This is a genomic window from Yoonia sp. TsM2_T14_4 (genome assembly GCF_049602355.1).
Lineage (GTDB): Bacteria > Pseudomonadota > Alphaproteobacteria > Rhodobacterales > Rhodobacteraceae > Yoonia > Yoonia vestfoldensis_A.
The window spans coordinates 2915041-2941569 of record NZ_CP187137.1 but is presented as its reverse complement, the minus strand read 5'-3'; the positions used below and the strand labels follow the sequence as shown (position 1 = coordinate 2941569).

Genomic DNA, 26529 nt, shown 5'->3' with positions numbered 1-26529 from the left:
TGACCTCCTAGTCAGTGTGATGCCCTCTTGGCGGGGCTTGTTATTTGCGTTGCGATGGGTGCCAGAAAGTCACCCGCCCCTCGATCCATGCGACAGCACCATAAAGCGTGCTGCCCGCAATCGCTGCGACAACAATTTCGGCCCAGACCATATCCAGCGCAAGCCGTCCAACGGATGTGGATATCCGAAAGCCCATACCCACCGTGGGAGAGCCGAAAAATTCAGCAACAATCGCCCCGATCAGCGCCAAAGTCGTCGCAATTTTCAGCCCGTTGAAAATGAACGGCATCGCCGCAGGCAGGCGCAACTTGAATAAGGTCTGCCAATAGCCCGCGCCATAGGTGCGCATCAGGTCGCGCTGCATCGCGGATGTATCGCGCAGCCCCGCGACGATATTCACAAGGATCGGGAAAAACACCATCACCGCAACAACCGCCGCCTTGGACTCCCAATCGCTGCCCAGCCATTTTACGAAAATCGGGGCGATCCCGACAATGGGCAACGCCGCCATGAACCCACCCACCGGCAAGATGCCACGTGTCAGGAAATCCGACCTGTCCGCGAGTACCGCTACGGCAAAGGCGCCGATCATCCCGATGACATAGCCGGTCATCGCACCCTTGACGATCGTCTGTTCGAAATCCACCCAAAGTATCGGCAGCGAATTCGCAAAACGTTCTGCGATCATACTGGGCGGCGGCAGGACAATGGGGCTGACACCTGTCATGCGGACAAGAAGCTCCCAGATCAAAAGCAAGGTCAGCCCGAAAATCACCGGCACCAGCACGCGTATGATGCGCGCATCAGACATACGGCTGACTGCCAGCCGCGCATTAATGAACCAGCCCACCGCCCAGACCGCCAGAACAGAGATCAGCGCCGGTCCCGTCATGCCGCTGCCATCCCCATCCGGCGCAGCGTCAACCGCTCCATTGCGGTGAAGATAGCGACAAGTGCCGCCGCCGTGATCGCCGCGGCAAACAGCGCCGCCCACGTCACCAGCGGATTGCCATATTGATCCCCCACCAGCATCCGCGCGCCAAAACCGGCCCGCGCACCTGTAGGCAATTCGGCCACGATCGCCCCCACCAGCGCCGCCGAAATCCCGATCTTGAACGACGCGAACAGATACGGCACCGAGGCGGGCAACCGCAGCTTCCAGAATCCCTGCGAAGAACTGGCATAATAGGTACGCAGCAAGTCCATTTGCATCGCATCGGGACTGCGCAAGCCTTTGACCATGCCGACGACAACAGGAAAGAAACTCAGATAGGCGCTGATCACGGCCTTGGGCAGCAGACCTTGAATGCCAAACTGGCCCATCATGACGATAATCATCGGCGCCAGCGCCAGAATCGGAATGGTCTGGCTGGCAATTGCCCAAGGCATCACGCTCATGTCCATGGCGCGGTTATGCACAATCCCCACCGCCAGCAGAATGCCCAGCGTGGTGCCAATGGCAAAACCCACCAGCGTCGCCGACAATGTTACCCAGCCATGATAAACCAGCGACTGGCGCGAGGTGACATTGCGCAGTGCAATCGTCTCCCACATCTCGCCTGCCACCTGATGCGGCGAGGGCAGGCGCGGACGGTCCAGCGTATAGGTCAGCGGGATCAGACCTGCATTGGCGAAACTCAGCCCCAGCCCCGAATAGCTCTGCCGTTCCGCAGGCGTTTGGGGCATCACCATCAGACCATCCCGCTGCGCCTGATCGGCGGTCAGATGCATGTTCATCGGCACCACGGCCAGCACCCAGATCACGAGGATCGCAGCAACAATAGTGAGGATCGGCAACAGCGATTTCACAACGCCCCTCCCTCGCTTTGGTCAAAATACTCCCGCCGGAGGCAGCGCCTAGTCATCCACATGCCCCGCCCGCAATCCTTCACGCACACGGTGCGCGATGTCGATGAATTCCTTGCTGTCACGAATATCCAGCGGGCGTTCCTTGGGCAGCGGGCTGTCGATCACATCGGTAATCCGGCCGGGACGCGGTGACATGACGACAATTTTGGTGGACAGATAGACCGCCTCGGGGATCGAATGGGTGACAAAACCGATGGTCTTTTCTGTGCGCGCCCAAAGGGCAAGAAGTTGCTCGTTCAGATGGTCGCGCACGATTTCATCCAGCGCGCCAAAAGGTTCGTCCATCAGCAGGATATCCGCATCAAAGGCCAGCGCGCGGGCGATACTGGCGCGCTGCTGCATCCCGCCAGACAATTGCCAAGGAAACTTCTTCTCGAACCCCGCCAAGTCGACCAGCGCCAGCACACGCGCCACGCGCTCGGCCTGTTCGGATTTAGAAAACCCCATGATCTCCAACGGCAGTTTCACATTGCCGCCGATAGTGCGCCACGGATACAGCCCCGCCGCCTGAAACACATAGCCATAGGCCCGCGCGCGCCGCGCCTGATCAGGCGTCATGCCGTTGACGGACAAGGTACCGTCCGTGGGCGTCTCCAACCCTGCGATACAACGCAGAAACGTCGTCTTGCCACAGCCGGACGGACCGATAAAGCTGACGAATTCGCCTTTGCGGATATCCAGATTGACGTCTTTCAGCGCATGCACTGGGCCATCATTGGTCTGGAACGTCAGGTTCAGCCCTTGCGCGCTGATTACAGTATCGGCAGTCATCAAACCCCCGTCGCGGGAATGCCCGTCCGTTCAACCGGGCGGGGTGCGGTCAGTTCTTTCCACTTGGACAAGGCCGTATTGGTCGGCGTATTGGGCGCGCGCTTGACGAATTGGCCGTGGCCTTCGCGCGTGCGCATCTCGCCATCATGCACCGCGACATGGCCACGCGTCAGGGTAAAGCGCGGCAAGCCCGTCACTTCCTTGCCCTCGAAAACATTGTAGTCGATGGCGGATTGCTGGGATTTCGCCATGATCGTCTTGGACTTTTCAGGGTCCCAGACCACCAGATCGGCATCGGCACCGACCAGCACCGCGCCTTTGCGCGGATAGCAGTTCAGGATCTTGGCGATATTGGTGGATGTCACGGCAACAAATTCGTTCATCGTCAGCCGCCCCGTGCGCACACCATGCGTCCAAAGCATCGGCATCCGGTCCTCCAGCCCGCCCGTGCCGTTCGGGATCTTGGTGAAATCTCCCACGCCATAACGTTTCTGCGCCGTGGTAAAGGCGCAATGATCCGTCGCCACCACCGACAGGCTGCCCGATTGCAAACCGGCCCACAGGCTGTCTTGATGCATCTTGTTGCGAAACGGCGGCGACATTACGCGCCGCGCGGCATGGTCCCAGTCCTGATTGAAATATTCGCTTTCGTCCAAGGTCAGATGCTGGATCAGCGGTTCACCCCAAACGCGTTTGCCCTGCATCCGCGCGCGCCGGATCGCCTCATGCGCCTCCTCGCAGGACACGTGGACGATATAAAGCGGCACACCGGTCATGTCGGCGATCATGATCGCGCGGTTGGCGGCCTCGCCCTCGACCTGCGGGGGGCGGGAATAGGCATGGGCCTCTGGCCCAGTGTTGCCTTCGGCCAGTAGCTTGGCAGACAGTTCCGCAACCACATCGCCGTTTTCGGCATGGACCATCGCGATGGCACCCAAGGATGCGAGACGGGCGAAGGAGGCATACATCTCGTCATCATTGACCATCAGCGCGCCTTTATAGGCCATGAAATGCTTGAAGGTGTTGATACCACGGTCGCGCACGACGCTTTCCATTTCATTGAAAACCTGTTCGCCCCACCATGTCACCGCCATGTGGAAGGAATAGTCGCAAGACGCGCGGCCCGATTTGTTGTCCCACATCTGGAGCGCATCATGCAGGCCCTGACCGGGGGCAGGCAGCGCGAAATCGACGACCATCGTGGTGCCGCCCGAAAGGGCCGCACGCGTGCCGGATTCGAAATCATCCGCCGAATAGGTGCCCATGAAGGGCATTTCCAGATGCGTATGCGGGTCGATCCCGCCCGGCATGACATAGCAGCCCGTGGCATCGAGCTTTTCGTCGCCCGACAGGTTCTGCCCGATCTCGATGATCTTGCCCCCGTCGATCAGGACATCCGCCTTATAGGTCAGGTCCGCCGTGACGATGGTGCCGTTCTTGATGACTGTTGTCATTGGTCTCTCCCTGTCTTCACCCGTCCCGGCCAAAAGCCGGGACCTGTGCCCGGATCAGACAGGTATATGGATGGTGATGTCCTGCCAATGCGGATTGGCCGTGTGGATCAATTGGTTTTTCCATGCGCGCCGCCACCGCTTGATCGCGCGTTCGCGCTGCACGCTGGTGTCGAAATCGTCGTGCGTTTCGAACCAGACCAGCGTCTTGATCTTGTATTTCGCCGTATGCACGGATCGGCCGTCGCGGTGGTGTTGCACGCGGGAATGCAGATCGCGGGTACGACCGATGTAGATCGCACCATTCGGGCGAGAGGCCATGATATAGACGAAATGGGTCATGTCGCAGTTTTGGCTGGATCTGATGACCAAGTGGTAAATGCTCATCGCACCCCGGACTTGATCCGGGGTCTCGGGCAAAGGTTGGCGAGAGGCCCCGGATCAAGTCCGGGGCGCAGAGGTGTGCACCGACGCTCACCCGACAATCTCCGCCGTTTCGACCACGGCATGGAACAACACATCCGTCCCTGCGGCGGCCCATTTCGGCGTGATTTCTTCAGCCTCGTTATGGCTCAACCCGTCTACACAAGGGCACATGATCATCGCTGTCGGATAAATATCATTGATCCAGCAGGCGTCATGGCCCGCACCCGACACGATATCCATGTGGCTATAGCCCAGCCGTTCGGCCGCCTTGCGCACGGCGGCCACGCAGGTTTCATCAAAGGCGGGCGGGTCGAACTGGCCCACGATCTCGGCCTCGAATTCGACGCCGATATCGGCGCATATTTGCGGCGCGCGCTCCATCAGTTCGGTCACCATCGCGCTCAGCTTGTCCAGCAAATGGCTCCGCATATCGACGGTAAACACCACCTTGCCCGGAATGATGTTGCGGCTGTTGGGATAGACATCGATATGGCCGATCGCCCCCACCGCATTGGGCTGGTGCTTCATCGCGATCTCGTGGACGAGTTCGGTAATCAGCGCCAATCCGCGCCCAGCGTTCTTGCGCATATGCATGGGCGTCGATCCGGTGTGGCTTTCCTTGCCGGTCACCGTGCATTGCACCCAGCGCAGACCCTGCCCATGCGTGACAACGCCGATCTGCTTGCCTTCAGCCTCCAAAATCGGGCCCTGCTCGATATGCAGTTCAAAGAAGGCGTGCATCTTGCGATCGCCCACCTTTTCCGGGCCTTTCCAGCCGATGCGTTCCAGCTCGTCTCCGAACCGTTTGCCTTTGGCGTCCACGCGGTCGAGCGCCCAGTCCAACGCATGTTTGCCAGCAAACACACCCGACGCCAGCATCGCAGGCGCATAGCGTGTGCCTTCCTCATTGGTCCAGTTGGTCACGACGATGGGGTGTTTGGTCTTGATATCAAGATCGTTCAGCGTGCGGATGACTTCTAGCCCACCCAAGACCCCCAGCACTCCGTCGTATCTGCCACCCGTGGGCTGTGTATCAAGATGCGACCCGACATAAACCGGCAGCGCGTCAGGGTCGGTGCCGTCGCGGCGGGCAAACATATTGCCCATCTCGTCCACGCCCATCGTGCAGCCTGCGGCGTCACACCAGCGCTGGAACAGATGCCGGCCTGCGCTGTCTTCATCGGTCAGGGTCTGTCGGTTGTTGCCGCCCGCCACGCCGGGGCCGATCTTGGCCATCTCCATCAAACTGTCCCAGAGGCGTTCGCCGTTGATCTTGAGGTTCTCACCGGGGGATGGCATCACGCTTTCCTTTTTCTTGGTTTGACCAGATGGTCAAAACAACGCTAACAGAGGAATAGTACCAGTCAAGTTTTCTGCGCGAACCTTTGGCAGCTGCCTATTTTGCCAGCAAGACAGACCCTCCACCGGCGGCACCGCCTGAAAATTGAGCGTTGTGTGATCATGACCAAACCACCAACCAGAATCCAAAAACGCAATCAGGCGGCGATCATGTCTGCGGGGTTGGATATCTTTTCGCAATTCGGGTTTCGCGGGACAACCCTGGACCAGATCGCCGATGCGGCCGGGCTGTCGAAACCCAACCTTTTGTATTATTTTCCGTCGAAAGAGGCGATCCATACCGCCTTGCTGGAACGGTTGCTGGAAAACTGGCTTGACCCGTTGAAGGCGCTGAACAGCGGTGGCGATCCGGTGCAGGAAATCATCGCTTATGCCCATCGAAAGCTGGCATTGAGCAAAGATTACCCGCGAGAAAGCCGCCTGTTTGCCAATGAAATCCTGCAAGGCGCACCACGGATCGAAAACATCCTGCATACTGACCTCAAGCAGCTGGTTGATGAAAAGGCCGCCGTGATCAAAGGCTGGGCCGATAAAGGCAAAATCGCGCCTGTCGATCCGTATCATCTGATTTTTTCGATCTGGGCGCTGACACAACATTACGCTGATTTCGATGTGCAGGTGCAAGCGGTGATGCCGGGCAGCGACCCCTATGCCGGGGCCGCCACCTATCTGGATCATGTGATCAGCAGGATATTGCAGCCCTGATCATTCTGCCGCGACAGCACCGGGATTGTTCGGATGTGTTGTCCAGTTGGCGTATTCTTTCTGCACAACCTTGCCAGTGCGCGGATCAACCTGACCAGGTTGCATCGCCTCCATCGTGATGCAGTTTTCCACCGGACAGACATCGACACACAGGTTACAGGCAACACATTCCGCATCGATCACGGTAAACGTCCGGTCGGCAGACATCGCAATCGCCTGATGGCTGGTATCTTCGCAGGCAGCATAGCAGCGGCCGCATTTGATACAATCGTCCTGATTGATCTTGGCTTTTGCGACGTAATTCAGGTTCAGGTATTTCCAATCGGTGACATTAGGGATGGCACGCCCGACCACCTGTTCGACCGAAGTGTAGCCTTTTTCATCCATCCATCCGGACAGGCCGCTGATCATTTCCTGCACGATCTTAAAGCCATAGGTCATCACCGCGGTGCAGACCTGCACGTTGCCGCAACCAAGGCTGATATATTCCGCTGCATCGCGCCACGTCGTGACACCGCCAATGCCGCTGATCGCCAAACCGCGTGTTTCGGGATGGCGCGCGATTTCGGACACCATCGACAGCGCGATGGGTTTCACCGCAGGCCCGCAATAGCCACCATGCGATCCTTTGCCGTCGATCGATGGTTCGGGCGACATGGTGTCAAGGTTCACAGATGTGATCGAATTGATCGTGTTGATCAGGCTGACCGCATCCGCCCCCCCGCGCATCGCAGCAGCGGCAGGCTGGCGGATGTCGGTAATATTGGGCGTCAGTTTCACGATCACCGGCTTGTCGTAATATTGTTTGCACCAGCGCGTGACCATTTCGATATATTCAGGCACCTGCCCCACGGCAGCCCCCATGCCGCGTTCGGACATGCCATGTGGACAACCGAAATTCAGCTCGATCCCGTCGGCACCGGTTTCCTGCACACGCGGCAGGATGTCTTTCCACGCCTGTTCCTCGCAGGGGACCATGATCGACACGATCATCGCACGGTCGGGATAGTCGGCCTTGACGCGCTTGATCTCGTCAAGGTTCGTTTGCAAAGGCCGGTCTGTGATCAACTCGATATTGTTCAGCCCCAACAGACGCCGGTCCGCCCCATAGATCGCGCCATAGCGCGGGCCGTTGACGTTGACGACAGGCGGCCCTTCGGACCCCAGCGTTTTCCAGACGACACCGCCCCAGCCTGCATCAAAGGCGCGGCGGACGTTATATTCCTTATCCGTAGGTGGCGCAGAGGCCAGCCAGAACGGGTTGGGGGATTTGATCCCCAGAAAATTCGTTGTCAGATCAGCCATGGCTTTATCCTTTGCTGTCCGCCGCGTCCCGGGCGTGACCCGGGAACTCGTGCGGTAATGTTAGAGGTCCCGGGGCGGGCCCGGGACGCCGCCTTGTTCATGCGGTCAGGGCCGCGTGTATATCCATTGCCGCATCGCGCCCTTCGGCCACGGCGGTCACGGTCAGATCGTCGCCACCGCTGGCGCAATCGCCACCGGCCCAGACACCTGCGCGGCTGGTGCGGCCTGCTGCGGTGACCGCGATCTTGCGCCCGTCGAGCGCCAGCCCTGCGCCTGTTTCCAGCGTCTGGCCGATAGCCTTGAACAGCTGGTCGACGCGCAGGCGGATGGTTTCACCTGTCCCTTGCAGCCCAGCGCCGGTGTCGGCGGTATATTCCAGTTCCACCTCGCGTACGGACCCATTACCGTGGATCGCAACAGGCTGGACGTTGAACATCAGCCGCACGCCGTGAGATGCGGCAAGGTCCTGCTCATAACGACTCGCGCTCATCGCCGCGCGGCTGCGGCGATAGGCGATGGTGACGTTCTGGGCGCCAAGCAGTTTGGATTGCACGGCGGCATCCACCGCCGTCATGCCACCGCCTATGACGACGACATCGCGGCCAACGGGCAGGCTGGTCAGGTCGTTGGCCTGGCGGAGTTCGGCAATGAAATCGACAGCGTTGCGCACGCCATCCTTATCCTCGCCTGCCGCCTGCAGCGCGTTTACACCGCCAAGCCCGACAGCAAGAAACACCGCGTCGAAATCACCAGCCAGCGCATCCAGCGACAGATCGCGGCCCAGCGCCTTGCCGGTCTGCAGGGTTATGCCGCCGATGCCCATCAGCCAATCAACCTCACGGGCGGCAAAATCATCGGTGGATTTATAGGCGGCGATGCCGAATTCGTTCAGCCCGCCGGGTTTGGTCTGGGCATCGAAAATGGTGACATCGTGGCCGTACATCGCCAGACGGTGCGCACAGGCGAGACCGGCAGGGCCAGCGCCGACGACAGCAACCGTCTTGCCGGTGGGTGCTGCGCGGTCATAAGGATGGCTTTGCTTGGCCATCAGCGTATCGGTGGCATAGCGTTGCAGGCGGCCGATTTCGACAGGTTTGCCTTCGGCGGCTTCGCGCACGCAGGCCTGTTCGCACAGATCCTCGGTCGGGCAGACGCGGGCGCACATGCCGCCGAGGATGTTCTGATCAAAGATTGTTTTCGCCGCAGCATCTGGTGTGCCGGTGCTGATCTGGCGGATGAACAGCGGGATGTCGATGCTGGTCGGGCAGGCCGTCACGCAGGGCGCGTCATAGCAGAAATAGCAGCGGTCCGCCGCGACGCGGGCTTCGTGCCGGTCAAGGGGGGCGTGCAGGTCGGCAAAGTTCTGGGCAAGTGTTTCAGCGGGCAAGCGGGCCGCTGCAATTCCGGGAGTCATCGGGTTGGACATGGCTGGATCCTGTCTGGCGTGTTACCATCAGCCTGCCACAGTTTTATTTTTTATCAAACGGTAAATTTTTGGCAGTTTGTGAACGACGATTTCTTCGCCGAGGGCGCGCCGCACGAGGATATTTTTACTCTGAAGAAGCAAGGGTTTGGTCAGAAATCGAAAGCGTCGACCACGTGTCTTTTACCCAGGGTGAGCGCATCTGCGACATGGATCATCGGGGTGATATCAACCTCTGACGCCGCTGTTTTGACCAGTTCCGCCATCCGGTCATAGAGGGCGGGATATTCACGGTCGGCGCCAGATTCGACGTCTTTCCCATCAATCACAAGCCGCGCACCGCCGTCGTGCAAGGCCAGCGTGCCATTGTCGGTCTGCACCACGATATCCCAGCTTTGCGGGCCGGTTTGCCGCCAGTCGAAGCTGCCGGTGACATTGCCTGTCCATGTCAATTCGGCCGCAATCGGCGTGTCGCGGTTGGCGGGGAAATAGAGGTCGGCATGGCGCAGATGCACGGGCTGCGGCAGGATCTCTGTCATGATCGACAGCGCATTGCTGCCCGGATCGAACACGCCCATGCCACCGGGCGCAAAGACCCAGTCCTGACCGGGATGCCAGCGGCGCACATCTTCTTTCCAGGTGATGTGGGCGGCGGTGACTATCTTGTCCGCCAGCCACGCCTTGGCGGGGGCGACGCCTTTCGCCATCCGACTATGCCATGTCGTATAGAGCGTCACACCTGCATCCTGCGCCATCCGCGCCAGCGCCTGCACCTCGGCCAAGGTGGCACCGGGGGGTTTTTCCAGCATCACATGGCGGCCTGCGGCGATGGCCGCGGCGGCGTAATCATAGCGCGGCACCGGCGGCAGGCAGAGCGAGACCGTGTCTATATCAGGCCGTTCCGCCAGCATGCGCGCAAAATCCGCATAGGCTGGCACGCCGTCCACCGCGCCCGCGCGGCTAACGGTCGCCGCAAGCATCCAATCGGGGCTGGCGATGGCGGGGATGTGTTGATCAACAGCGATCTTGCCGATACCCACAAGGCAGATGGCGCGCATCAATGCGCCTCTTTGCCGACGGCATTGCCGCGATGTCCGACAAGGAAATCGAAATCCGCACCCGTGTCAGCCCCCATCACGCGGTCATGATACAGCATCGCGTATCCGCTGGCAGGGCGCGGGTTGGCACCTGATGTCTCTGCCGACCATGCCGCCAGACGCGCCTGCAATTCGGCATCCGTGATATCCAGATGCAGGCGGCGACCGGCGACATCCAATTCGATCATGTCGCCGTTCTGCACGACAGCCAGCGGGCCGCCCATCGCCGCCTCGGGCGAAGTGTGCAGCACCACGGTGCCGAATGCCGTGCCTGACATGCGAGCATCCGAGATGCGCACCATATCGGTGATGCCTTTTTTCAGGATCTTGGGCGGCAGGCCCATATTGCCAACCTCGGCCATGCCGGGATAGCCGCGCGGGCCGCAGTTTTTCAGAACCATGACGCAGGTTTCGTCGATATCGAGATCATCATCGTTGATGCGCGCCTTGTAATCGTCGATATCCTCGAACACCACAGCACGCCCGCGATGCTGCATCAGGGTTGCGGTCGCCGCAGAGGGTTTCAGCACTGCGCCACCGGGGGCCAAGTTGCCGCGCAGCACCGCGATGCCGCCCGAGGCCGTCAGCGCCTTGTCTACCGGAAGGATCACATCCTCGTTCCAGTTGCGTACATCCTTGACCTCGTCCCAGATCGTGCCGCCCGACACGGTCAGCGCGTCGCGGTGCAGCAGCCCTGCCTCGCCCAGTCGTTTGATGACGACGGGCAGGCCCCCGGCGTAGAAAAATTCCTCCATCAGGTATTTGCCCGATGGCATCAGGTTCACAATCGTCGGCACGTCGCGGCCCAGCCTGTCCCAATCATCCAGCGTCAGGGTCACGTCCTTGGTGCGTCCTGCCATTGCCAAAAGGTGGATCACCGCATTTGTCGATCCGCCAATCGCGGCATTGGTGCGGATCGCATTTTCGAACGCCGATTTGGTCATGATATCGGAGGGTTTGAGATCATCCTTGACCATCTGCACGATACGCCGTCCGGTCAGATGCGCCATCACGCGGCGGCGGCTGTCAACGGCAGGAATCGCAGCATTGCCAGACAGGGCCATACCCAAAGCCTCGGCCATGCTGGCCATCGTGCTGGCCGTACCCATCGTGTTGCAGGACCCGGGCGAACGAGACATCGACGCCTCGGCCTCGACAAATTCTTCTTCGGTCATTTCACCCGCGCGCACCGCTTCGGAAAATTTCCACAAATGCGTGCCGGACCCGACCCGTTCACCGCGAAAATGGCCGTTAAGCATCGGCCCGCCCGAGACCATGATCGCGGGCAAATCGACCGAAGCTGCGCCCATCAACAGCGCAGGCGTGGTTTTATCGCAGCCTGCCAGCAACACGACGCCATCGATGCATTTTCCGCGCAGCGCCTCTTCGACATCCATGGCGCAAAGGTTGCGATACATCATCGCCGTCGGGCGCAGGGTGCTTTCCGAAGGGCTGAAAACAGGGAATTCCACCGGGAAACCGCCGGCTTCGTAGACACCGAATTTCACACGCTCGGCCAGATCGCGCAGATGGGCGTTACAAGGCGTCAGTTCCGACCACGTATTGCAGATGCCGATCACAGGACGCCCATCCAGCAGATCGGCGGGCAGACCCTGATTTTTCATCCATGACCGGTGGTAAATCGCGTCTTTTGACGAGCCGCCGAACCATTCCTGCGACCGTAGTTTGCGTGGCCATGTTGCGGGTATGAAGGTCATGATGAATTCCTGCTATGATTGCGCTACCATTACAATGGGCCAAAGGGGAATCCAAGCGGTGCGCGCGCCTGCTGGTTTACAATGAGGTCAATTGGTTGCAAATTTATTTACAACAGAAAAACTCCAAATCCTTATCTTATTTGAAACTTCTGCCAATATGCTAACCTGACGGCGGAGGAGATGGCACGCGTTCACCTTGGTGAACCGCGCCATCGGCTAAAAAGCCGGGATGATAAACGGAGGTTCCATGACACACGCACCCAGCGCCGACGATCGGTTTGCGCCTTCTGCGGCATTTGCCGCCAAGGCCCATGTCACCGCAGACCAATATCAGGCGATGTATAACGCGTCGATCCAAGACCCAGAGCGTTTCTGGGCCGAGCATGGCAAGAGAATCGACTGGATCAAGCCTTTCACCAAGGTGAAAAGTACCAGCTTTGTTCCCGGCAAAATCGACATCAAATGGTTCGAAGATGGCACGTTGAACGTCAGCGCCAATTGCATCGACCGGCATCTGGAAACCCGTGGCGACCAGACCGCAATCATCTGGGAACCCGATGATCCAAAGGACGCCGCACAGCACATTACCTATAAAGAACTGCACCGCCGCACCTGCCGGATGGCCAACATTCTGGAAACCATGGGCGTGCGCCGCGGCGACCGCGTGGTGATTTATCTGCCGATGATTCCCGAGGCTGCCTATGCCATGTTGGCCTGCGCGCGGATCGGCGCGGTCCATTCGATCGTTTTTGCCGGCTTCTCGCCCGATGCTTTGGGTGCGCGCATCAATGGCTGCGACGCCAAGGTCGTGATCACGGCTGATCACGCACCGCGCGGCGGCCGGTCCACACCGCTGAAATCGAACACAGATGCGGCCCTGCTGCATTGCAAGGACAGTGTGAAATGCCTCGTCGTGCGTCGCACCGGCGGGCAGACCAGCTGGGCGGACGGACGCGATTTCGACTATAACGAAATGGCGATGGAGGCCGATGATTACTGCGCCCCCGCCGAGATGGGCGCCGAAGACCCGCTGTTCATTCTGTACACTTCAGGGTCCACCGGGCAGCCCAAGGGGGTCGTGCATACATCTGGCGGCTATCTTGCCTATGCCGCGATGACGCATCAATATACGTTTGATTATCATGACGGCGACATCTTTTGGTGTACCGCCGATGTGGGTTGGGTGACGGGCCACAGCTATATCGTCTATGGCCCGCTGGCCAATGGCGCCACCACAATCATGTTCGAAGGCGTGCCAACCTATCCCGATGCCGGCCGGTTCTGGGAAGTCTGCCAGAAACACAAGGTCAACCAGTTTTACACCGCCCCCACCGCGCTGCGCGCGCTGATGGCGCATGGTAACGGACCGGTGGAAAAATACGATCTGTCCAGCATCAAGGTGCTAGGCACCGTGGGTGAACCTATCAACCCCGAGGCATGGAACTGGTACAACGATGTTATCGGCAAGGGCAAATGCCCCATCGTCGATACCTGGTGGCAGACCGAAACCGGTGGCCACCTGCTGACGCCGCTACCCGGTGCAATTGCGACCAAACCCGGATCGGCCACGCTGCCGTTCTTTGGCGTGCTGCCTGTCATTCTTGACCCGCAGACAGGTGTCGAAATCACCACGACTGCTGCCGAAGGTGTGCTGTGTATCAAGGACAGCTGGCCCGGCCAGATGCGCACCGTTTACGGCGATCATGAACGGTTCGAAAAGACATACTTTTCCGACTACAAAAATTACTATTTCACCGGTGACGGGTGCCGCCGCGATGAAGACGGGTATTACTGGATCACCGGTCGCGTTGATGATGTGATCAACGTATCCGGGCACCGCATGGGCACCGCCGAAGTCGAAAGCGCGCTTGTCGCGCATGCAGATGTCGCCGAGGCTGCTGTCGTCGGCTATCCCCACGCGATCAAGGGTCAGGGCATCTATGCCTATGTCACGCTGATGAACGGGGTCGAACCGTCAGAGGATCTGCGCAAGGACCTGGTGAAATGGGTCCGATCCGAAATTGGGCCAATCGCCAGCCCCGATCTGATCCAATGGGCGCCCGGCCTGCCGAAAACGCGATCGGGCAAGATCATGCGCCGCATCCTGCGTAAGATAGCGGAAAACGATCATACCACTTTGGGCGATATCTCGACCCTTGCTGATCCGTCCGTGGTCGATCATCTGATCGAACACCGGATGAACAAGGTATGAGCGGTGCAGAAACCATAACCGGGCCCGCCGTCCTGATTCTTTTGGGGCCTCCAGGTGCGGGCAAGGGTACACAGGCGCGGATGTTGCAGGATCGTTTCGGCCTCGTGCAATTGTCCACCGGCGATCTGTTGCGTGCAGCCGTCGCCGCAGGGACCGAGGCTGGTCTTGCCGCGAGATCGGTGATGGCGGCAGGCGGTCTGGTGAGCGATGATATCGTGCTGGCGATCCTCAAGGACAGGCTGGCGGCGGCCGACACTCAAAAAGGCGTAATACTGGACGGGTTTCCGCGCACCACGGTGCAGGCTGAAGCGCTCGATACATTGCTTGCCCAAAGCGGACAGCGGATCAATGCGGCCATCTCTCTTGACGTGGATGATGCCGAAATGGTGACGCGTATTGCCGGGCGTTATACCTGCGGCGGCTGCGGCGAAGGGTATCACGACAGCTTCAAGACGCCGGCCGTTGCGGGTGTTTGCGACAAATGCAGCGGCACCGACATGCAGCGCCGCCCCGATGACAATACGGCAACGGTTGGCCAGCGGCTGGCGGCCTATCACGCCCAGACCGCGCCGCTGATCACCTATTATGAGAACAAAGGCACTCTGCAACGGATTAACGCCATGGGCGCAATCGGGCAGATCGCCGAAGAGTTGGGCACGATCGTCAAACAAGCGGTCGTGTAGCAGGGAGGGGAAGAGGGCGCAAAAATCGGTGCGCCTTCAGTTAAGTGCAACAAGAGAGGATGCCAAAAATGGCAGAGGAACCACAAAACAACAACGCCTACTGGGCCGCGAACGTGCGGATCATTCTGATCAGTCTTACCATCTGGGCAAGTGTATCATTCGGCTTTGGCATCATTTTGCGGCCAGCGCTGATGGGTATCTCGGTCGGCGGTGCTGATCTGGGATTCTGGTTCGCGCAGCAAGGCTCGATCCTGACATTCCTCGGGCTGATCTTTTTCTATGCCTGGCGGATGAACAAGCTCGACGCTGAACACGGCGTCGAAGAATAAGTTTCAGGGACAGGAAAAACCAATGGATCAGTATACACTCAACCTGCTGGTGGTTGGCGCGACTTTTGCGCTTTACATCGGCATCGCGATTTGGGCCCGTGCGGGTTCGACCGCAGAATTCTATGCAGCCGGTCAGGGCGTTCCGCCCGTGATGAACGGCATGGCGACGGCGGCAGACTGGATGTCGGCGGCGTCGTTCATTTCAATGGCAGGCATCATCGCGCTGGCACCTGCTGGCGGCTATACCCAATCGTCCTTCCTGATGGGCTGGACCGGTGGATATGTGCTTTTGGCTCTGCTGCTGGCACCTTACCTGCGCAAGTTCGGCAAATTCACTGTGCCGGAATTCGTCGGTGACCGGTTCTATTCCAACGGGGCACGGGTCGTTGCCGTTATCTGTCTGATCGTCATCTCGGTGACATACGTGATCGGGCAAATGCGCGGCGTCGGCGTCACCTTTGCCCGCTTCCTCGAAGTGTCGACAGATACCGGCCTTTACATCGGTGCGGCGATCGTTTTCGCCTATGCGGTGTTCGGCGGGATGAAGGGCATCACCTACACGCAGGTCGCACAATATTGCGTTCTGATCGTGGCTTATACCATTCCTGCGATCTTCATCTCTTTGCAGATCACCGGAAACTTCTTGCCACAATTGGGGCTGCTGGGGGGCTACGCACCCACAGGCGGCGACGTTGCATTCCTCGCGAAACTTGACCAGGTCGTGACCGAACTGGGGTTCACGCAATACACGTCGCATACGACATCGACGCTGAACATGGTGTTCTTCACGATGTCGCTGATGATCGGCACCGCCGGTCTGCCACATGTCATCATCCGCTTCTTCACCGTGCCAAAGGTTTCTGACGCACGTTGGTCTGCGGGCTGGGCGCTGGTTTTCATCGCACTGCTTTACACCGTGGCACCAGCCGTGGGGTCGATGGCGCGCTTGAACATCTCGACCACATTCTGGCCAAACGCCGTGGAAGGCAACGCGCTGGATGGTGAAGCTCTCTCGCTGGAGCAGATCAATACCAATCCGGAGCTTGCCTGGATCAACACGTGGAAAAACACCGGCCTGTTGAACTTTGAAGATAAGAACGGTGACGGGTTCATCCAGTATTACAACGAAAACAACGCAGGCATGCAGGCGATCGCAGCCGAACGTGGCTGGACCGGTAACGAGCTGACAAAGATCGACAACGATATGATGGTTCTGGCGAACCCAGAGATTGCAAAGCTTCCGGGCTGGGTGATCGCACTGGTGGCGGCAGGCGGTCTGGCGGCAGCGCTGTCAACAGCAGCAGGTCTGTTGCTGGCGATTTCGTCGGCAATCTCGCATGACCTGATCAAAGGCTCGATCAACCCGAACATCAGCGAAAAAGGCGAATTGCTGGCCGCGCGGATTTCGATGGGCTTTGCTATCCTGCTGGCGACATGGCTGGGCCTCAACCCTCCGGGCTTTGCTGCCCAGGTGGTGGCGCTGGCCTTTGGTCTGGCTGCGGCGACGATCTTCCCTGTGCTCATGATGGGGATCTTCTCCAAGCGCGTGAACAAGGAAGGCGCAATCGCAGGGATGTTGGTCGGTTTGATTGCAACTGCGATCTACATCTTCCTGTTCCTGGGCTGGTTCTTCATCCCTGGCACGGCGATGCTGGCCAACACGCCTGACAACTGGCTGTTCGGCATTTCGCCTGCGTCCTTCGGGACTGTTGGCGCGATGCTGAACTTCGGGACCGCCTATATCGTGTCGGGCCTGACCAAGGCGCCACCGCGCGAGGTCCAGGACCTGGTTGAATCGATCCGCGTGCCAAAAGGCGCGGGCGCGGCAACCGGTCACTAAGACCACAGGGCGGGCAGTCCGCAAGGGCTGCCCGCTTTCACTTTTCAGATGTCCGCGGCCTGTCCCATGGCCGGACAAGGATTCATCAGATGCCCCGATCCATGCTTGATCTGCGCCGGTTTCTTTTGTCGATCCACCCTTATGACAGTCTGCCAGATGTCGATTTTCAGAATGTGCTGACGCAGTTTATTCGCGTGCCAATGGCGCCGGGCGATGTGATCTATGCCTTCGGGACCCCCTGCGAAGGGCTGTACATCATCCTTGACGGCGAGGTCGAGATCACCACCGAAAACGGCGAGATCGTTTCGCATCTGGGCAGCCGCAATTCCTTTGGCGAACGCGGGCTGATGCGCGACGGCACCACCGGCACCCATGCCCGCGCACTGAGCGATGGCGAATTGCTGTTGCTGCCGACGGATGATTTTCATGCCCTGATTGCCGCGAATGCAGGCGCGCACCGTTTCTTTACCCGTGGCCGCACCCGCAATGATGCCGATGCCACCCGCCCCGCCACGTTGACCGAAACCCGTGTCGATCAACTGATGGCCGCTGATCCTGTCACCTGCACCGCGGACGACACGATCACTGCCGTCGCCAAGCTGATGCGCCAGTACCGGATATCCTGCCTGCCCGTGATGGCAGGCACACGGCTGGCCGGAATCGTGACGCTGCATGACATCAACAACCGCGTCGTGGCCGAAGGGCTGGACACGGGATTACCCGTCAGCCGGATCATGACGGCAAACCCCGAAACCTTGCCACCATCGGCCATCGGGTCGGACGTATTGCATATGATGATGGAACGCCGGTTCGGCCATGTGCCGATCGTCGATCAGTGCAGGCTGGTTGGGATCGTCACCCAGACAAACCTGACCCGGTTTCAGGCGACCAATTCTGCATCGCTTGTGCATGACGTTGTGCGCGCCACCACAGCGGACGACATGGCCGGCGTCAGCGCCCGCATTCCGCAATTGTTGGTGCAACTGGTCGGCGCGGGCAACCGGCATGAGACCGTCACCCGCCTGATCACCGATATCGCCGATGCGATCACTCGTCGCCTGCTGACACTGGCCGAGGAAAATCTCGGGCCACCGCCAGTGCCCTATCTGTGGCTGGCCTGCGGATCGCAGGGGCGGCAGGAACAGACTGGCATTTCGGATCAGGACAATTGCCTGATGCTGGATGACAGCGTGACCGATGCCGATATGCCCTATTTTGCAGATCTGGCCAAATTCGTCAGCGACGGGCTGAGCAAGGCCGGATATTTCTATTGCCCCGGCGACATGATGGCGACCAATCCGCGGTGGTGCCAGCCGGTGCGCGTCTGGCGCAGGTATTTCCGCCGCTGGATCGACACACCCAATGCCGAGGCGCAGATGCTGGCCTCGGTGATGCTCGACCTGCGCCCCATCGGCGGCACAAGGTCGCTGTTCGCGGATCTGCACCGCGAAACATTGGCACAGGCAGCGCGCAACTCGATCTTTGTCGCGCATATGGTGTCAAATTCGCTGAAACACACGCCGCCGCTGGGGCTGTTGCGCGGTTTTACGACCCTGCGCAGCGGCGAACACAAGCACCATATCGACATGAAAATGAACGGGGTGATCCCGATTGTCGATCTGGGCCGGATCTATGCTTTGCGCGGACAGTTGGACAGCATCAACACCCGCGCACGGATCGCCAGCGCGCATGGGGCCGGCCAGATCAGCCAATCGGGCGGGCATGACCTATTGGACGCCTATGATCTGATCGCACAGGCACGGCTGGACCATCAGGCGATGCTGATCCGTGCAGGGGCCAAACCCGGCAACTTTATGTCACCCAACGTGCTGTCCGAATTCGAACGCAGCCATCTGCGCGATGCTTTCGTCGTGGTGCGCACGATGCAATCCGCTGTTACACAGGGACTTGGCATCATCGGCTGAAGCGACAACAACCAAAGGACCCAAGAATGTATGTCGATATCATCACCATCGTCGCCGCAGGCTTTGCCGCTGCAGGTGTTGCGCTGATCCTCAACCGGCTGAGCGGGCGCCGCCTGCCGCGCTGGGTCGTCCCTGCATTTGCCGGTACAGGCATGATTGTGATGAGCCTGACCAACGAATACCGCTGGTATCCAAGGACGTTAACGCTGCTGCCCGCTGGTTTCGAGGTGATCTCGACCGCGGATTATTCCGCGCCGTTCAGCCCTTGGACCTATGTTATACCTTATGTGAACCGCTTTGCTGCGGTTGATGTGGCGGGCGTGCAGCGCAATGCGAATGCACCCGACATGCGGCTGGCCAACGTCGTCTTTTTCCAGCGTTGGCAGCCAATGCAATTGCGCAGCGCCCTGTTCGATTGCGCACAAGGGCGGACTGCCCTGCTGCAGGATAATGCTATGTTTAACGAGGACGGCACCGTACGAGTCCCGCGATGGGACCAGACCGGCCTTGACGATCCGGCAACGGCATTGGTCTGCGCAGGGCCGATCTGATGCTGGGCCGGCTTCGCCCACGCCAGCGCACGCTTGCTTTCTTCGCCTTGCTGGCCTTTGGCAGCATTGGTGTTTTGGCGGCTGCTCTAGTGCTGGCCGAGGCACGGCTGGAACAGCCCGAAGCGCGGCAAGCCTTCATCACTGCAGGGATTATCGGCGGGTTCGGGATTTTTGGCTTTGTTGCGGTGATGTGGTTGGTTTTCGATGACATGGTCGTGCATCCGATGGAGCGGCTGGCCGCAGCGATGCAGGCGCATGCCGCAACAGACATGCACCGCGGCATCGACGCGGAGACAGCGCGCCATCTGGGCGATCTGGCCAAAGGGGCAGCGGCGCTGACATCGCGACTGGCCTCTGCGCGCGCCGAGGCTGATGCCAACCTCGCGCGCTATACCAGCAAGCTCGCGACCGAACGCGAACATCTGACGCGCATCCTGTCGGCTATTCCGGCCGCCGTGCTGATGGTCAGCCCCGACCACCGGATCGCTCTTTACGATGGCCATGCCGCCCTGATGCTGGACGACCAGCACCATCTGGGGCTGAGGCAAAAGATCTTTGACTATTTTGACGAAACTTATCTGCGCGCCGCCCTGGCCAATCTTGCCCGCAGCGGACAGGCGACGCTGGACCAGCAGATCGCCACCGCAGATGGCGCACGCCTGCTGGATGTCAGCCTGCACAATCTGGGGCGAGATCAGGGCTATATGCTCAGCTTTCCGGTTCCCAGAGAGGCCAGCCCCGCCCGCCCTGTCGTGTTCGATTTCGCGATGACCACGCGCACAGAGACCCGCGATATTCAGGACGTGCCCCTGCGCGACCTGACCTATGTGGTCTTTGACACCGAAACGACCGGCTTTCTGCCCAACAAGGACGAGGTGGTGCAAATCGGCGCGCTGCGTGTCGTGAACGGACAACAAGCGCCGGGCGAGGTGCTGGACCTGCTCGTAAACCCTGGCCGGCCGATCCCTGCCAGTTCAACCGCCGTCCACAGGATCACCGACGCCATGGTGAAAGACGCCCCCGACATGGTGCATGCAGGCCGCAAATTTCACAGCTTCGCCCGCGATGCCGTGCTGGTCGCGCATAACGCACCGTTCGATCTGTCGTTCTTTCACCGCTACGCGCCAAAAATTGGGATGAAATTCGATCATCCGGTGCTGGACACAGTGCTTTTGTCTGCCGTGCTGTTCGGGATCACCGAAGGGCATACGCTGGACGAGCTGGCTAAAAGGCTGGGCATCGAATTACTGGACAAACACCGGCACACCGCGATTGGCGATGCGATTGCCACACGCGACATATTCCTGCGGATGATCCCCATGCTAGAGGCGCGCGGGCTGACCACCTTTGGCGCGGTGGTGGCCGAAATCCGCAAGCACAAGCGCCTGCTGCCAGACATGAACACATAGCGGTTCGCGCGAACCCGCCGCCGGCCTGCACGATCAAAACAATCGTTCGTGCCGTGCTATCGCCATTTTGGGGCCTTGCACACGGTCTCGCACTGCGGCACCAAGCCTTATGACCCAAACGCTTTTATCATTCGGACACGGCTTTAGCGCGGATACGCTCGCGCGGATATTGCTGCCACAGGGCTGGCGGATCATCGGCACAACACGGTCAGAGGATAAGGCCGCGCGCCTGCATCAGGCCGGAATAGAGCCGCGAATCTGGCCCGGTGCGGACATGCGTCCAGCGCTTGATGCTGCCACCCATCTGCTGGTCTCGGCCGCGCCAGACGACAACGGCGACCCAGTGCTGGCACAGCTACAGGCCGAAATTACGGCCCGTGCCGGCCAATTCGCCTGGGTCGGCTATCTGTCAACAACAGGGGTTTACGGCGACCACGCCGGCGACTGGGTTGACGAGACGACCCCCCTGACGCCCGCCACAAAACGCGGCATCGCCCGGGTGCAGGCAGAAGCAGCGTGGGCCACTATTCCCGATCTGGCGCTGCATATTTTCCGGCTTGCAGGGATCTACGGGCCGGGGCGCGGCCCGTTCGCCAAAGTACGCGACGGCAGCGCGCGGCGGATCATCAAGCCGGGGCAGGTGTTCAGCCGCACCCATGTCGCCGATATCGCGCAGGTGCTGGCGGCATCCATCGCGCGGCCCAATCCGGGCGCTATCTACAATGTCTGTGATGATGATCCCGCCCCACCCGAAGACGTGATAGGCTATGCCGCCGAGCTGCTTGGCCTGCCGCTCCCCCCCGCTCAGGATTTCGCCACCGCGGAAATGACACCGATGGCGCGCAGCTTTTATGCCGAAAGCAAGAAGGTACGGAACGACCGGATCAAGGATGAACTGGGCGTGCGGCTGATCTATCCTGACTATCGCCGCGGCCTGCAGGCATTGCTGGTGCAGGAAGACGGTACCTGACCACCAAGGCGATATCCGCATGGATGATCTGCGGTATCTTATCGGTGTTATGAAAACCTGAAATCAAAAAATTTCACCCTATGGTAGAGATATGGGATCCAAATCTGCCATTTTTTTTGCTATGCTAAGTCCCGACATAAGCAGTCCCACTTGCTGTTTTGTGCTCGAACGCTCATATGAAGGCAAGATTTTCGCAAGGGTATGCCCATGAATTTGCGCGCCAGAACATCCGCCTTTCTTGACCGACCCGCGGTAGGGCAATTCATCTTTGGCGTGATCGTCTTTAACGCGATCATTCTGGGGCTAGAGACGTCGGATAACGTGATGGCACGGGCGGGCGGTCTAATCCTGTTATTGGATCAGATCTGCCTTGCGATCTTTGTGGCCGAACTTGCGGTCAAACTTTTTGCCTATGGGCCACGGTTCTTTCGGAGTGGCTGGAACATATTTGATTTCATCATCGTCGGCATCTCACTGGTGCCGGGCAATGGCGCGCTGTCGGTGCTGCGGGCCTTGCGCATCCTGCGCGTGCTGCGCGTCATTTCGGTGGTGCCATCGCTGCGCCGCGTGGTCGAAGGTTTTGTTACCGCTTTGCCGGGCATGGGGTCGGTCTTTTTGCTGATGGGGATCGTGTTCTACATCGGCGCCGTCATGGCGACCAAATTGTTCGGCAACAGCTTTCCCGAATGGTTCGGGACCTTGGGCGCATCGGGCTATTCGTTGTTCCAGATCATGACGCTGGAAAGCTGGTCGATGGGCATCGTCCGTCCAGTGATGGAAGTCTATCCCTATGCCTGGGCGTTTTTCATCCCCTTCATCATGATGACGACCTTCGCGGTGGTGAACCTGCTGGTCGGTCTGATCGTCAATTCCATGCAGGACGCCCATGCCGAAGAAGGCAATGCTGCCACCGATGCCTATCGTGACGAAGTGTTAGCCAAGCTCGCCGCCATTGAACAGCGACTGGATCAGGCGGGCAAGTGATCTGAACTGGACAGGCAAACCGCCCCGATGGGATCGGATTTCAGTGCTGCCCGCCAACATGCCCTGTTACCGGCACGACACCGCATATAGCAGTCGGCGGATCACACCAGATACGCCAGCCTCACCCCACCCCAATGACGTCCGTTGACCATGATCGGGGCCGAGACGTCCTTCATCATCGCAAAGGTTCCGTTACCCATGTCCCGCCGATAAGCCTGCAGCAAGAACGGGCGCGTACTGCGCCCAGCGGCCAACCCCACACGGTCGTTAAAGATGCGGCGGTTGCGGCAGTGGGCGGCGTTCCAATCGGGATCATCGGGGCGCTGTGGCTGGCTGAACTTGACGTTATGCGTAGGCAGATATCCGTCGGCATTGACCGCCGCGCAAAATACGACGCGGTCCGAAAGCGTCAGCAGCGGTTCTTGAAGCGCGGGCAGCACCCGGTCGGTAAACCGCACACAGCGTAAAACCACCTGCGCAGGGTTACTGCCGGGAACAGGGCGATAATCGCGGTCGAAAAGATCGGCCAGCGCCACTTCTCCGCCTTGGACGGCCTGTTCGAACCGCGCGCTGATCCGCTGTGCCAGATCCTGCGCCGCCGTGATGTAGGGCGTGTCAATCGTTTCCAACCCGATCAACGCTGTCATCGCTGTCAGCGTTTCGGAACTGTTCGTCAGGTCGCGCATTTTCTCACGCGCGTTTGCGAGGCTTTGGTCGGATGCGGCGATCCCCTCCGACAATTCATCGATGCCCGATTTCATCTGCACGATTTCCGTCGCGATGCTAGTCGAGGCACCGACGATATCGCGTTGCGCCGCTATCACAGTACCCATAACGCGCGGCATGTTTTCGACCAATGTGCTGACATCGTCGATCTGTGTCCGGATCACGCTCGCACTGTCCAGCGCGCGAGCAGTTTCACCACGAAGTCCGGCCAGTTCACGATCAAGCGTCGTGATCGTGCTGGCGATTTCTTCGGTCGCCTCGCGCGTGGTCTGCGACAGGTCTTTCACCTCGCGCGCCAACACCATGAAACCGCGTCCATGCGCCCCGGCGCGCGCCGCCTCGATCGCAGCATTCAGCGATAGCAGGTTCGTCTGGCGTGAAATTTCACCAATTTCGCCCGAAACGCGCGCCACGCTGGTCAATGTGTTCTGCAAACTGCCGAACTGGCCTGCGATATGTGTGACCATGTCGATCAAGGCCGCCACATCGGCCACCATCGATTGCAGTTTGCTGCCGCTTTCTTGCGCGTTTTCTTCGGCCTTGGCCGATATCGCCTGCGCCGCCTCGGCCGAGGTCAGGACCGCCTGTGCGCGGCTGGAAATATGATCAACCCGCTGCGCGAGTTCTATGCCAGTGCGCGATTGCTGCCCAACCTGTTGAGACGTATCGTCAACATGGCCTGACACCCTGGCGATATCGATAGAAAGATCACCCAAACGCCGCGCAAGATCTGCCATCAGCGCGTCGGACTTGTCTTGTTCAGGCATATCCTGTTGCAGATCTTTCATCATCGATTCCCGTGCTGATGTTCCCCAACCTAGACTGAAACCGACAATGATCCGTTAAGACCCGCTTGCCTTAGGCGCGTTTCTCCAGACGGGCGATGCCCAGCGCCTCCAGCACTTTTGCCTCGATATGCGCAGCATTCATCCCCGCCACATCATACATCGCCTTGGGGCTGGCCTGATCAATGAACGTGTCAGGCAGCACCATGGACCGGAACCGCAACCCGTGGTCAAAAACGCCTTCATCCGCCAGCAATTGCGCGACATGGCTGCCAAAACCACCCACAGCCCCTTCTTCGACGGTGATCAGCGCATCGTGATCCGCCGCCAGTTGCAGGATCAGGTCGCGGTCCAGCGGTTTTGCGAAACGCGCATCCGCGACGGTCGGTTTTATGCCTTTGGCTTCCAGCGTCTCGCAAGCCTTCATCACTTCGGACAGACGTGTGCCGAAGGACAGGATCGCGACTTGTGTGCCTTCGCGGATCATGCGGCCTTTGCCAATCTCCAGCGGGGCGGCGTTTTCAGGAACCTCGACCCCCTCACCTTCGCCACGCGGAAACCGGAACGCGATGGGGCCGTCGTCATAGGCGGCAGCGGTGGCGACCATGCGGACCAGTTCAGCCTCGTCCGCAGCGGCCATCACCACGAAACCCGGCAGATTGGCAAGGAACGCCACATCAAACGACCCCGCATGTGTCGCGCCATCCGCCCCCACCAGCCCAGCACGGTCGATAGCGAAACGCACCGGAAGCCGCTGGATCGCGACATCGTGGACGATCTGATCATAGCCGCGCTGCAGAAAGGTCGAATAGATCGCACAGAACGGGCGCATCCCGCCAGCAGCCAGACCCGCGCTAAAGGTGACAGCATGTTGTTCGGCGATACCGACGTCAAAACACCGGCTGGCATAGCGTTCCATGAATTTCGACAGACCCGTGCCATCGGGCATGGCGGCGGTCACGGCACAGATACGCGGATCGGCGGCTGCATGTTTCAGCAGGCTTTCGGCAAAGACGGATGTATAGCTGGGGGCATTGCTGGGTGCCTTGGCCTGTTGGCCAGTGACCAAGTCGAATTTTGCGGTGGCATGCCCCTTGTCGCTGGCGTGTTCGGCTGGGGCATAGCCCTTACCTTTTTTCGTGATCGCATGGATCAGGATCGGGCCATCGGCGCGCGCCTTGACCGTGCGCAGGACAGACAGCAATTGGTCCATGTCATGCCCGTCAATCGGGCCAACGTAGGAAAAGCCCAATTGCTCGAACAAGGTGCCGCCCACCGTCATATGCTTGAGCACATCCTTGGCCCGCTTGGCCCCTTCGCGGAACGGCTCGGGCAGCAACGACACCGCCCCCTTGGCAGCGGCCTTGAATTCCTGAAACGGCGCACCGGCATAGAGCTGCGACAGATAGGACGACATCGCCCCCACCGGCGGGGCAATCGACATCTCGTTGTCGTTCAGAATAACGATCAGCCGCTTGCCCAGATGGCCCGCATTGTTCATCGCCTCATAGGCCATACCAGCCGAAATCGCGCCATCCCCGATAATGGCAATCGCATCGCCCGGATCACCGCCCAGATCACGCGACACGGCAAACCCCAGCGCCGCCGAAATCGACGTGCTGGAATGCGCGGCACCGAACGGGTCATAGGGGCTTTCCGACCTTTTGGTGAAGCCCGACAAACCGCCTTCGGTACGGATCGTGCGGATGCGGTCGCGCCGGCCTGTCAAAATCTTGTGCGGATAGGATTGGTGCGACACATCCCAGATGATCTTGTCCTTGGGCGCATCGAACACGGCATGCAGCGCCACGGTCATTTCCACCACGCCAAGCCCCGCCCCCAGATGCCCGCCTGTCACGGACACGGCGGCGATCGTTTCTGCGCGCAATTCATCGGCCAGCGTGCGTAACTGCGCATCCGACAGCGATTTCATATCGGCCGGGGTCTGGACCTTGTCCAAAAGCGGGGTGTTGGGCTGGTCCGACATGGCG

Annotated in this window: 22 protein-coding genes; 10 read left to right on the top strand and 12 right to left on the bottom strand. The window is 59.7% G+C overall.

The features are described 5' to 3' along the window. Positions 1-40 precede the first annotated feature (40 nt). The 6 genes from ACPF9B_RS14585 to ACPF9B_RS14560 form a co-directional block, all read right to left on the bottom strand. Positions 41-892: an ABC transporter permease gene (locus ACPF9B_RS14585; protein WP_424178322.1), complete on the bottom strand. Its 852-nt coding sequence runs from the start codon at positions 890-892 to the stop codon at positions 41-43. Next, on the bottom strand, positions 889-1809 hold the full coding sequence (locus ACPF9B_RS14580; RefSeq protein ID WP_424178320.1) for an ABC transporter permease: 921 nt from the start codon (positions 1807-1809) through the stop codon (positions 889-891). The genes ACPF9B_RS14585 and ACPF9B_RS14580 overlap by 4 nt, the downstream gene beginning before the upstream one ends. Positions 1810-1857: 48 nt before the next feature. After that, a complete protein-coding gene (locus ACPF9B_RS14575; protein ID WP_424178318.1) occupies positions 1858-2640 on the bottom strand; it encodes an ABC transporter ATP-binding protein in 783 nt (260 codons plus the stop codon). After that, on the bottom strand, positions 2640-4094 hold the full coding sequence (hydA, locus tag ACPF9B_RS14570; protein ID WP_424178316.1) for a dihydropyrimidinase: 1455 nt from the start codon (positions 4092-4094) through the stop codon (positions 2640-2642). The genes ACPF9B_RS14575 and hydA overlap by 1 nt, the downstream gene beginning before the upstream one ends. Before the next feature lie 54 nt (positions 4095-4148). Continuing rightward, complete coding sequence (locus ACPF9B_RS14565) at positions 4149-4433, bottom strand: GIY-YIG nuclease family protein (protein WP_424178314.1); 285 nt, start codon at positions 4431-4433, stop codon at positions 4149-4151. Between the two features lie 132 nt (positions 4434-4565). Then, positions 4566-5816 (bottom strand): Zn-dependent hydrolase, encoded by a 1251-nt coding sequence (locus ACPF9B_RS14560; protein WP_424178312.1) that lies wholly within the window; start codon positions 5814-5816, stop codon positions 4566-4568. A 162-nt stretch (positions 5817-5978) separates the two neighbouring features. On the opposite strand from ACPF9B_RS14560, the gene ACPF9B_RS14555 reads away from it, so the two are divergent. Further along, a complete protein-coding gene (locus tag ACPF9B_RS14555; RefSeq protein WP_007206085.1) occupies positions 5979-6581 on the top strand; it encodes a TetR family transcriptional regulator C-terminal domain-containing protein in 603 nt (200 codons plus the stop codon). On the opposite strand, the gene preA is transcribed toward ACPF9B_RS14555, so the two are convergent. The 4 genes from preA to araD all read right to left on the bottom strand — a co-directional run bounded on the left by preA (position 6582) and on the right by araD (position 12124). After that, positions 6582-7886 (bottom strand): NAD-dependent dihydropyrimidine dehydrogenase subunit PreA, encoded by a 1305-nt coding sequence (gene preA / locus ACPF9B_RS14550; protein ID WP_007206086.1) that lies wholly within the window; start codon positions 7884-7886, stop codon positions 6582-6584. A 97-nt stretch (positions 7887-7983) separates the two neighbouring features. Continuing rightward, a complete protein-coding gene (locus ACPF9B_RS14545; RefSeq protein ID WP_424178310.1) occupies positions 7984-9312 on the bottom strand; it encodes an NAD(P)-dependent oxidoreductase in 1329 nt (442 codons plus the stop codon). Between the two features lie 149 nt (positions 9313-9461). Beyond that, positions 9462-10367, bottom strand: a complete 906-nt coding sequence (locus ACPF9B_RS14540) for a Gfo/Idh/MocA family protein (protein WP_424178308.1) — start codon at positions 10365-10367, stop codon at positions 9462-9464. Further along, positions 10367-12124: an L-arabinonate dehydratase gene (gene araD / locus ACPF9B_RS14535; RefSeq protein ID WP_424178306.1), complete on the bottom strand. Its 1758-nt coding sequence runs from the start codon at positions 12122-12124 to the stop codon at positions 10367-10369. Before araD ends, ACPF9B_RS14540 begins: the two co-directional genes overlap by 1 nt. A 247-nt stretch (positions 12125-12371) precedes the next feature. On the opposite strand from araD, the gene acs reads away from it, so the two are divergent. The 9 genes from acs (at position 12372) to ACPF9B_RS14490 (ending at position 23027) form a co-directional block, all read left to right on the top strand. Next, complete coding sequence (gene acs, locus ACPF9B_RS14530) at positions 12372-14336, top strand: acetate--CoA ligase (protein ID WP_424178304.1); 1965 nt, start codon at positions 12372-12374, stop codon at positions 14334-14336. Next, a complete protein-coding gene (locus ACPF9B_RS14525) occupies positions 14333-15019 on the top strand; it encodes an adenylate kinase (protein ID WP_424178302.1) in 687 nt (228 codons plus the stop codon). Before acs ends, ACPF9B_RS14525 begins: the two co-directional genes overlap by 4 nt. Before the next feature lie 68 nt (positions 15020-15087). Further along, the gene (locus ACPF9B_RS14520; RefSeq protein ID WP_007206092.1) at positions 15088-15348 is read left to right on the top strand and encodes a DUF4212 domain-containing protein; all 261 of its coding nucleotides are present in this window, start codon (positions 15088-15090) and stop codon (positions 15346-15348) included. A gap of 22 nt (positions 15349-15370) precedes the next feature. Continuing rightward, positions 15371-17188, top strand: a complete 1818-nt coding sequence (locus ACPF9B_RS14515; RefSeq protein WP_007206093.1) for a sodium:solute symporter family protein — start codon at positions 15371-15373, stop codon at positions 17186-17188. Positions 17189-17277: 89 nt separating this feature from the next. After that, entirely contained in the window at positions 17278-19113 is a 1836-nt protein-coding gene (locus tag ACPF9B_RS14510) for a DUF294 nucleotidyltransferase-like domain-containing protein (RefSeq protein ID WP_424178299.1), read from the top strand. Positions 19114-19139: 26 nt separating this feature from the next. Next, positions 19140-19664, top strand: a complete 525-nt coding sequence (locus tag ACPF9B_RS14505) for a hypothetical protein (RefSeq protein ID WP_007206095.1) — start codon at positions 19140-19142, stop codon at positions 19662-19664. Further along, entirely contained in the window at positions 19664-21073 is a 1410-nt protein-coding gene (locus ACPF9B_RS14500) for an exonuclease domain-containing protein (protein WP_424178297.1), read from the top strand. The genes ACPF9B_RS14505 and ACPF9B_RS14500 overlap by 1 nt, the downstream gene beginning before the upstream one ends. A gap of 109 nt (positions 21074-21182) precedes the next feature. Then, complete coding sequence (locus ACPF9B_RS14495) at positions 21183-22043, top strand: SDR family oxidoreductase (protein ID WP_424178295.1); 861 nt, start codon at positions 21183-21185, stop codon at positions 22041-22043. Positions 22044-22250: 207 nt separating this feature from the next. Further along, positions 22251-23027 (top strand): ion transporter, encoded by a 777-nt coding sequence (locus ACPF9B_RS14490; RefSeq protein WP_424178293.1) that lies wholly within the window; start codon positions 22251-22253, stop codon positions 23025-23027. A gap of 101 nt (positions 23028-23128) precedes the next feature. On the opposite strand, the gene ACPF9B_RS14485 is transcribed toward ACPF9B_RS14490, so the two are convergent. Beyond that, entirely contained in the window at positions 23129-24541 is a 1413-nt protein-coding gene (locus ACPF9B_RS14485; RefSeq protein ID WP_424178291.1) for a methyl-accepting chemotaxis protein, read from the bottom strand. 70 nt (positions 24542-24611) lie between these two features. Beyond that, entirely contained in the window at positions 24612-26525 is a 1914-nt protein-coding gene (gene dxs, locus ACPF9B_RS14480) for a 1-deoxy-D-xylulose-5-phosphate synthase (RefSeq protein WP_424178289.1), read from the bottom strand. Between the last annotated feature and the right edge of the window lie 4 nt (positions 26526-26529).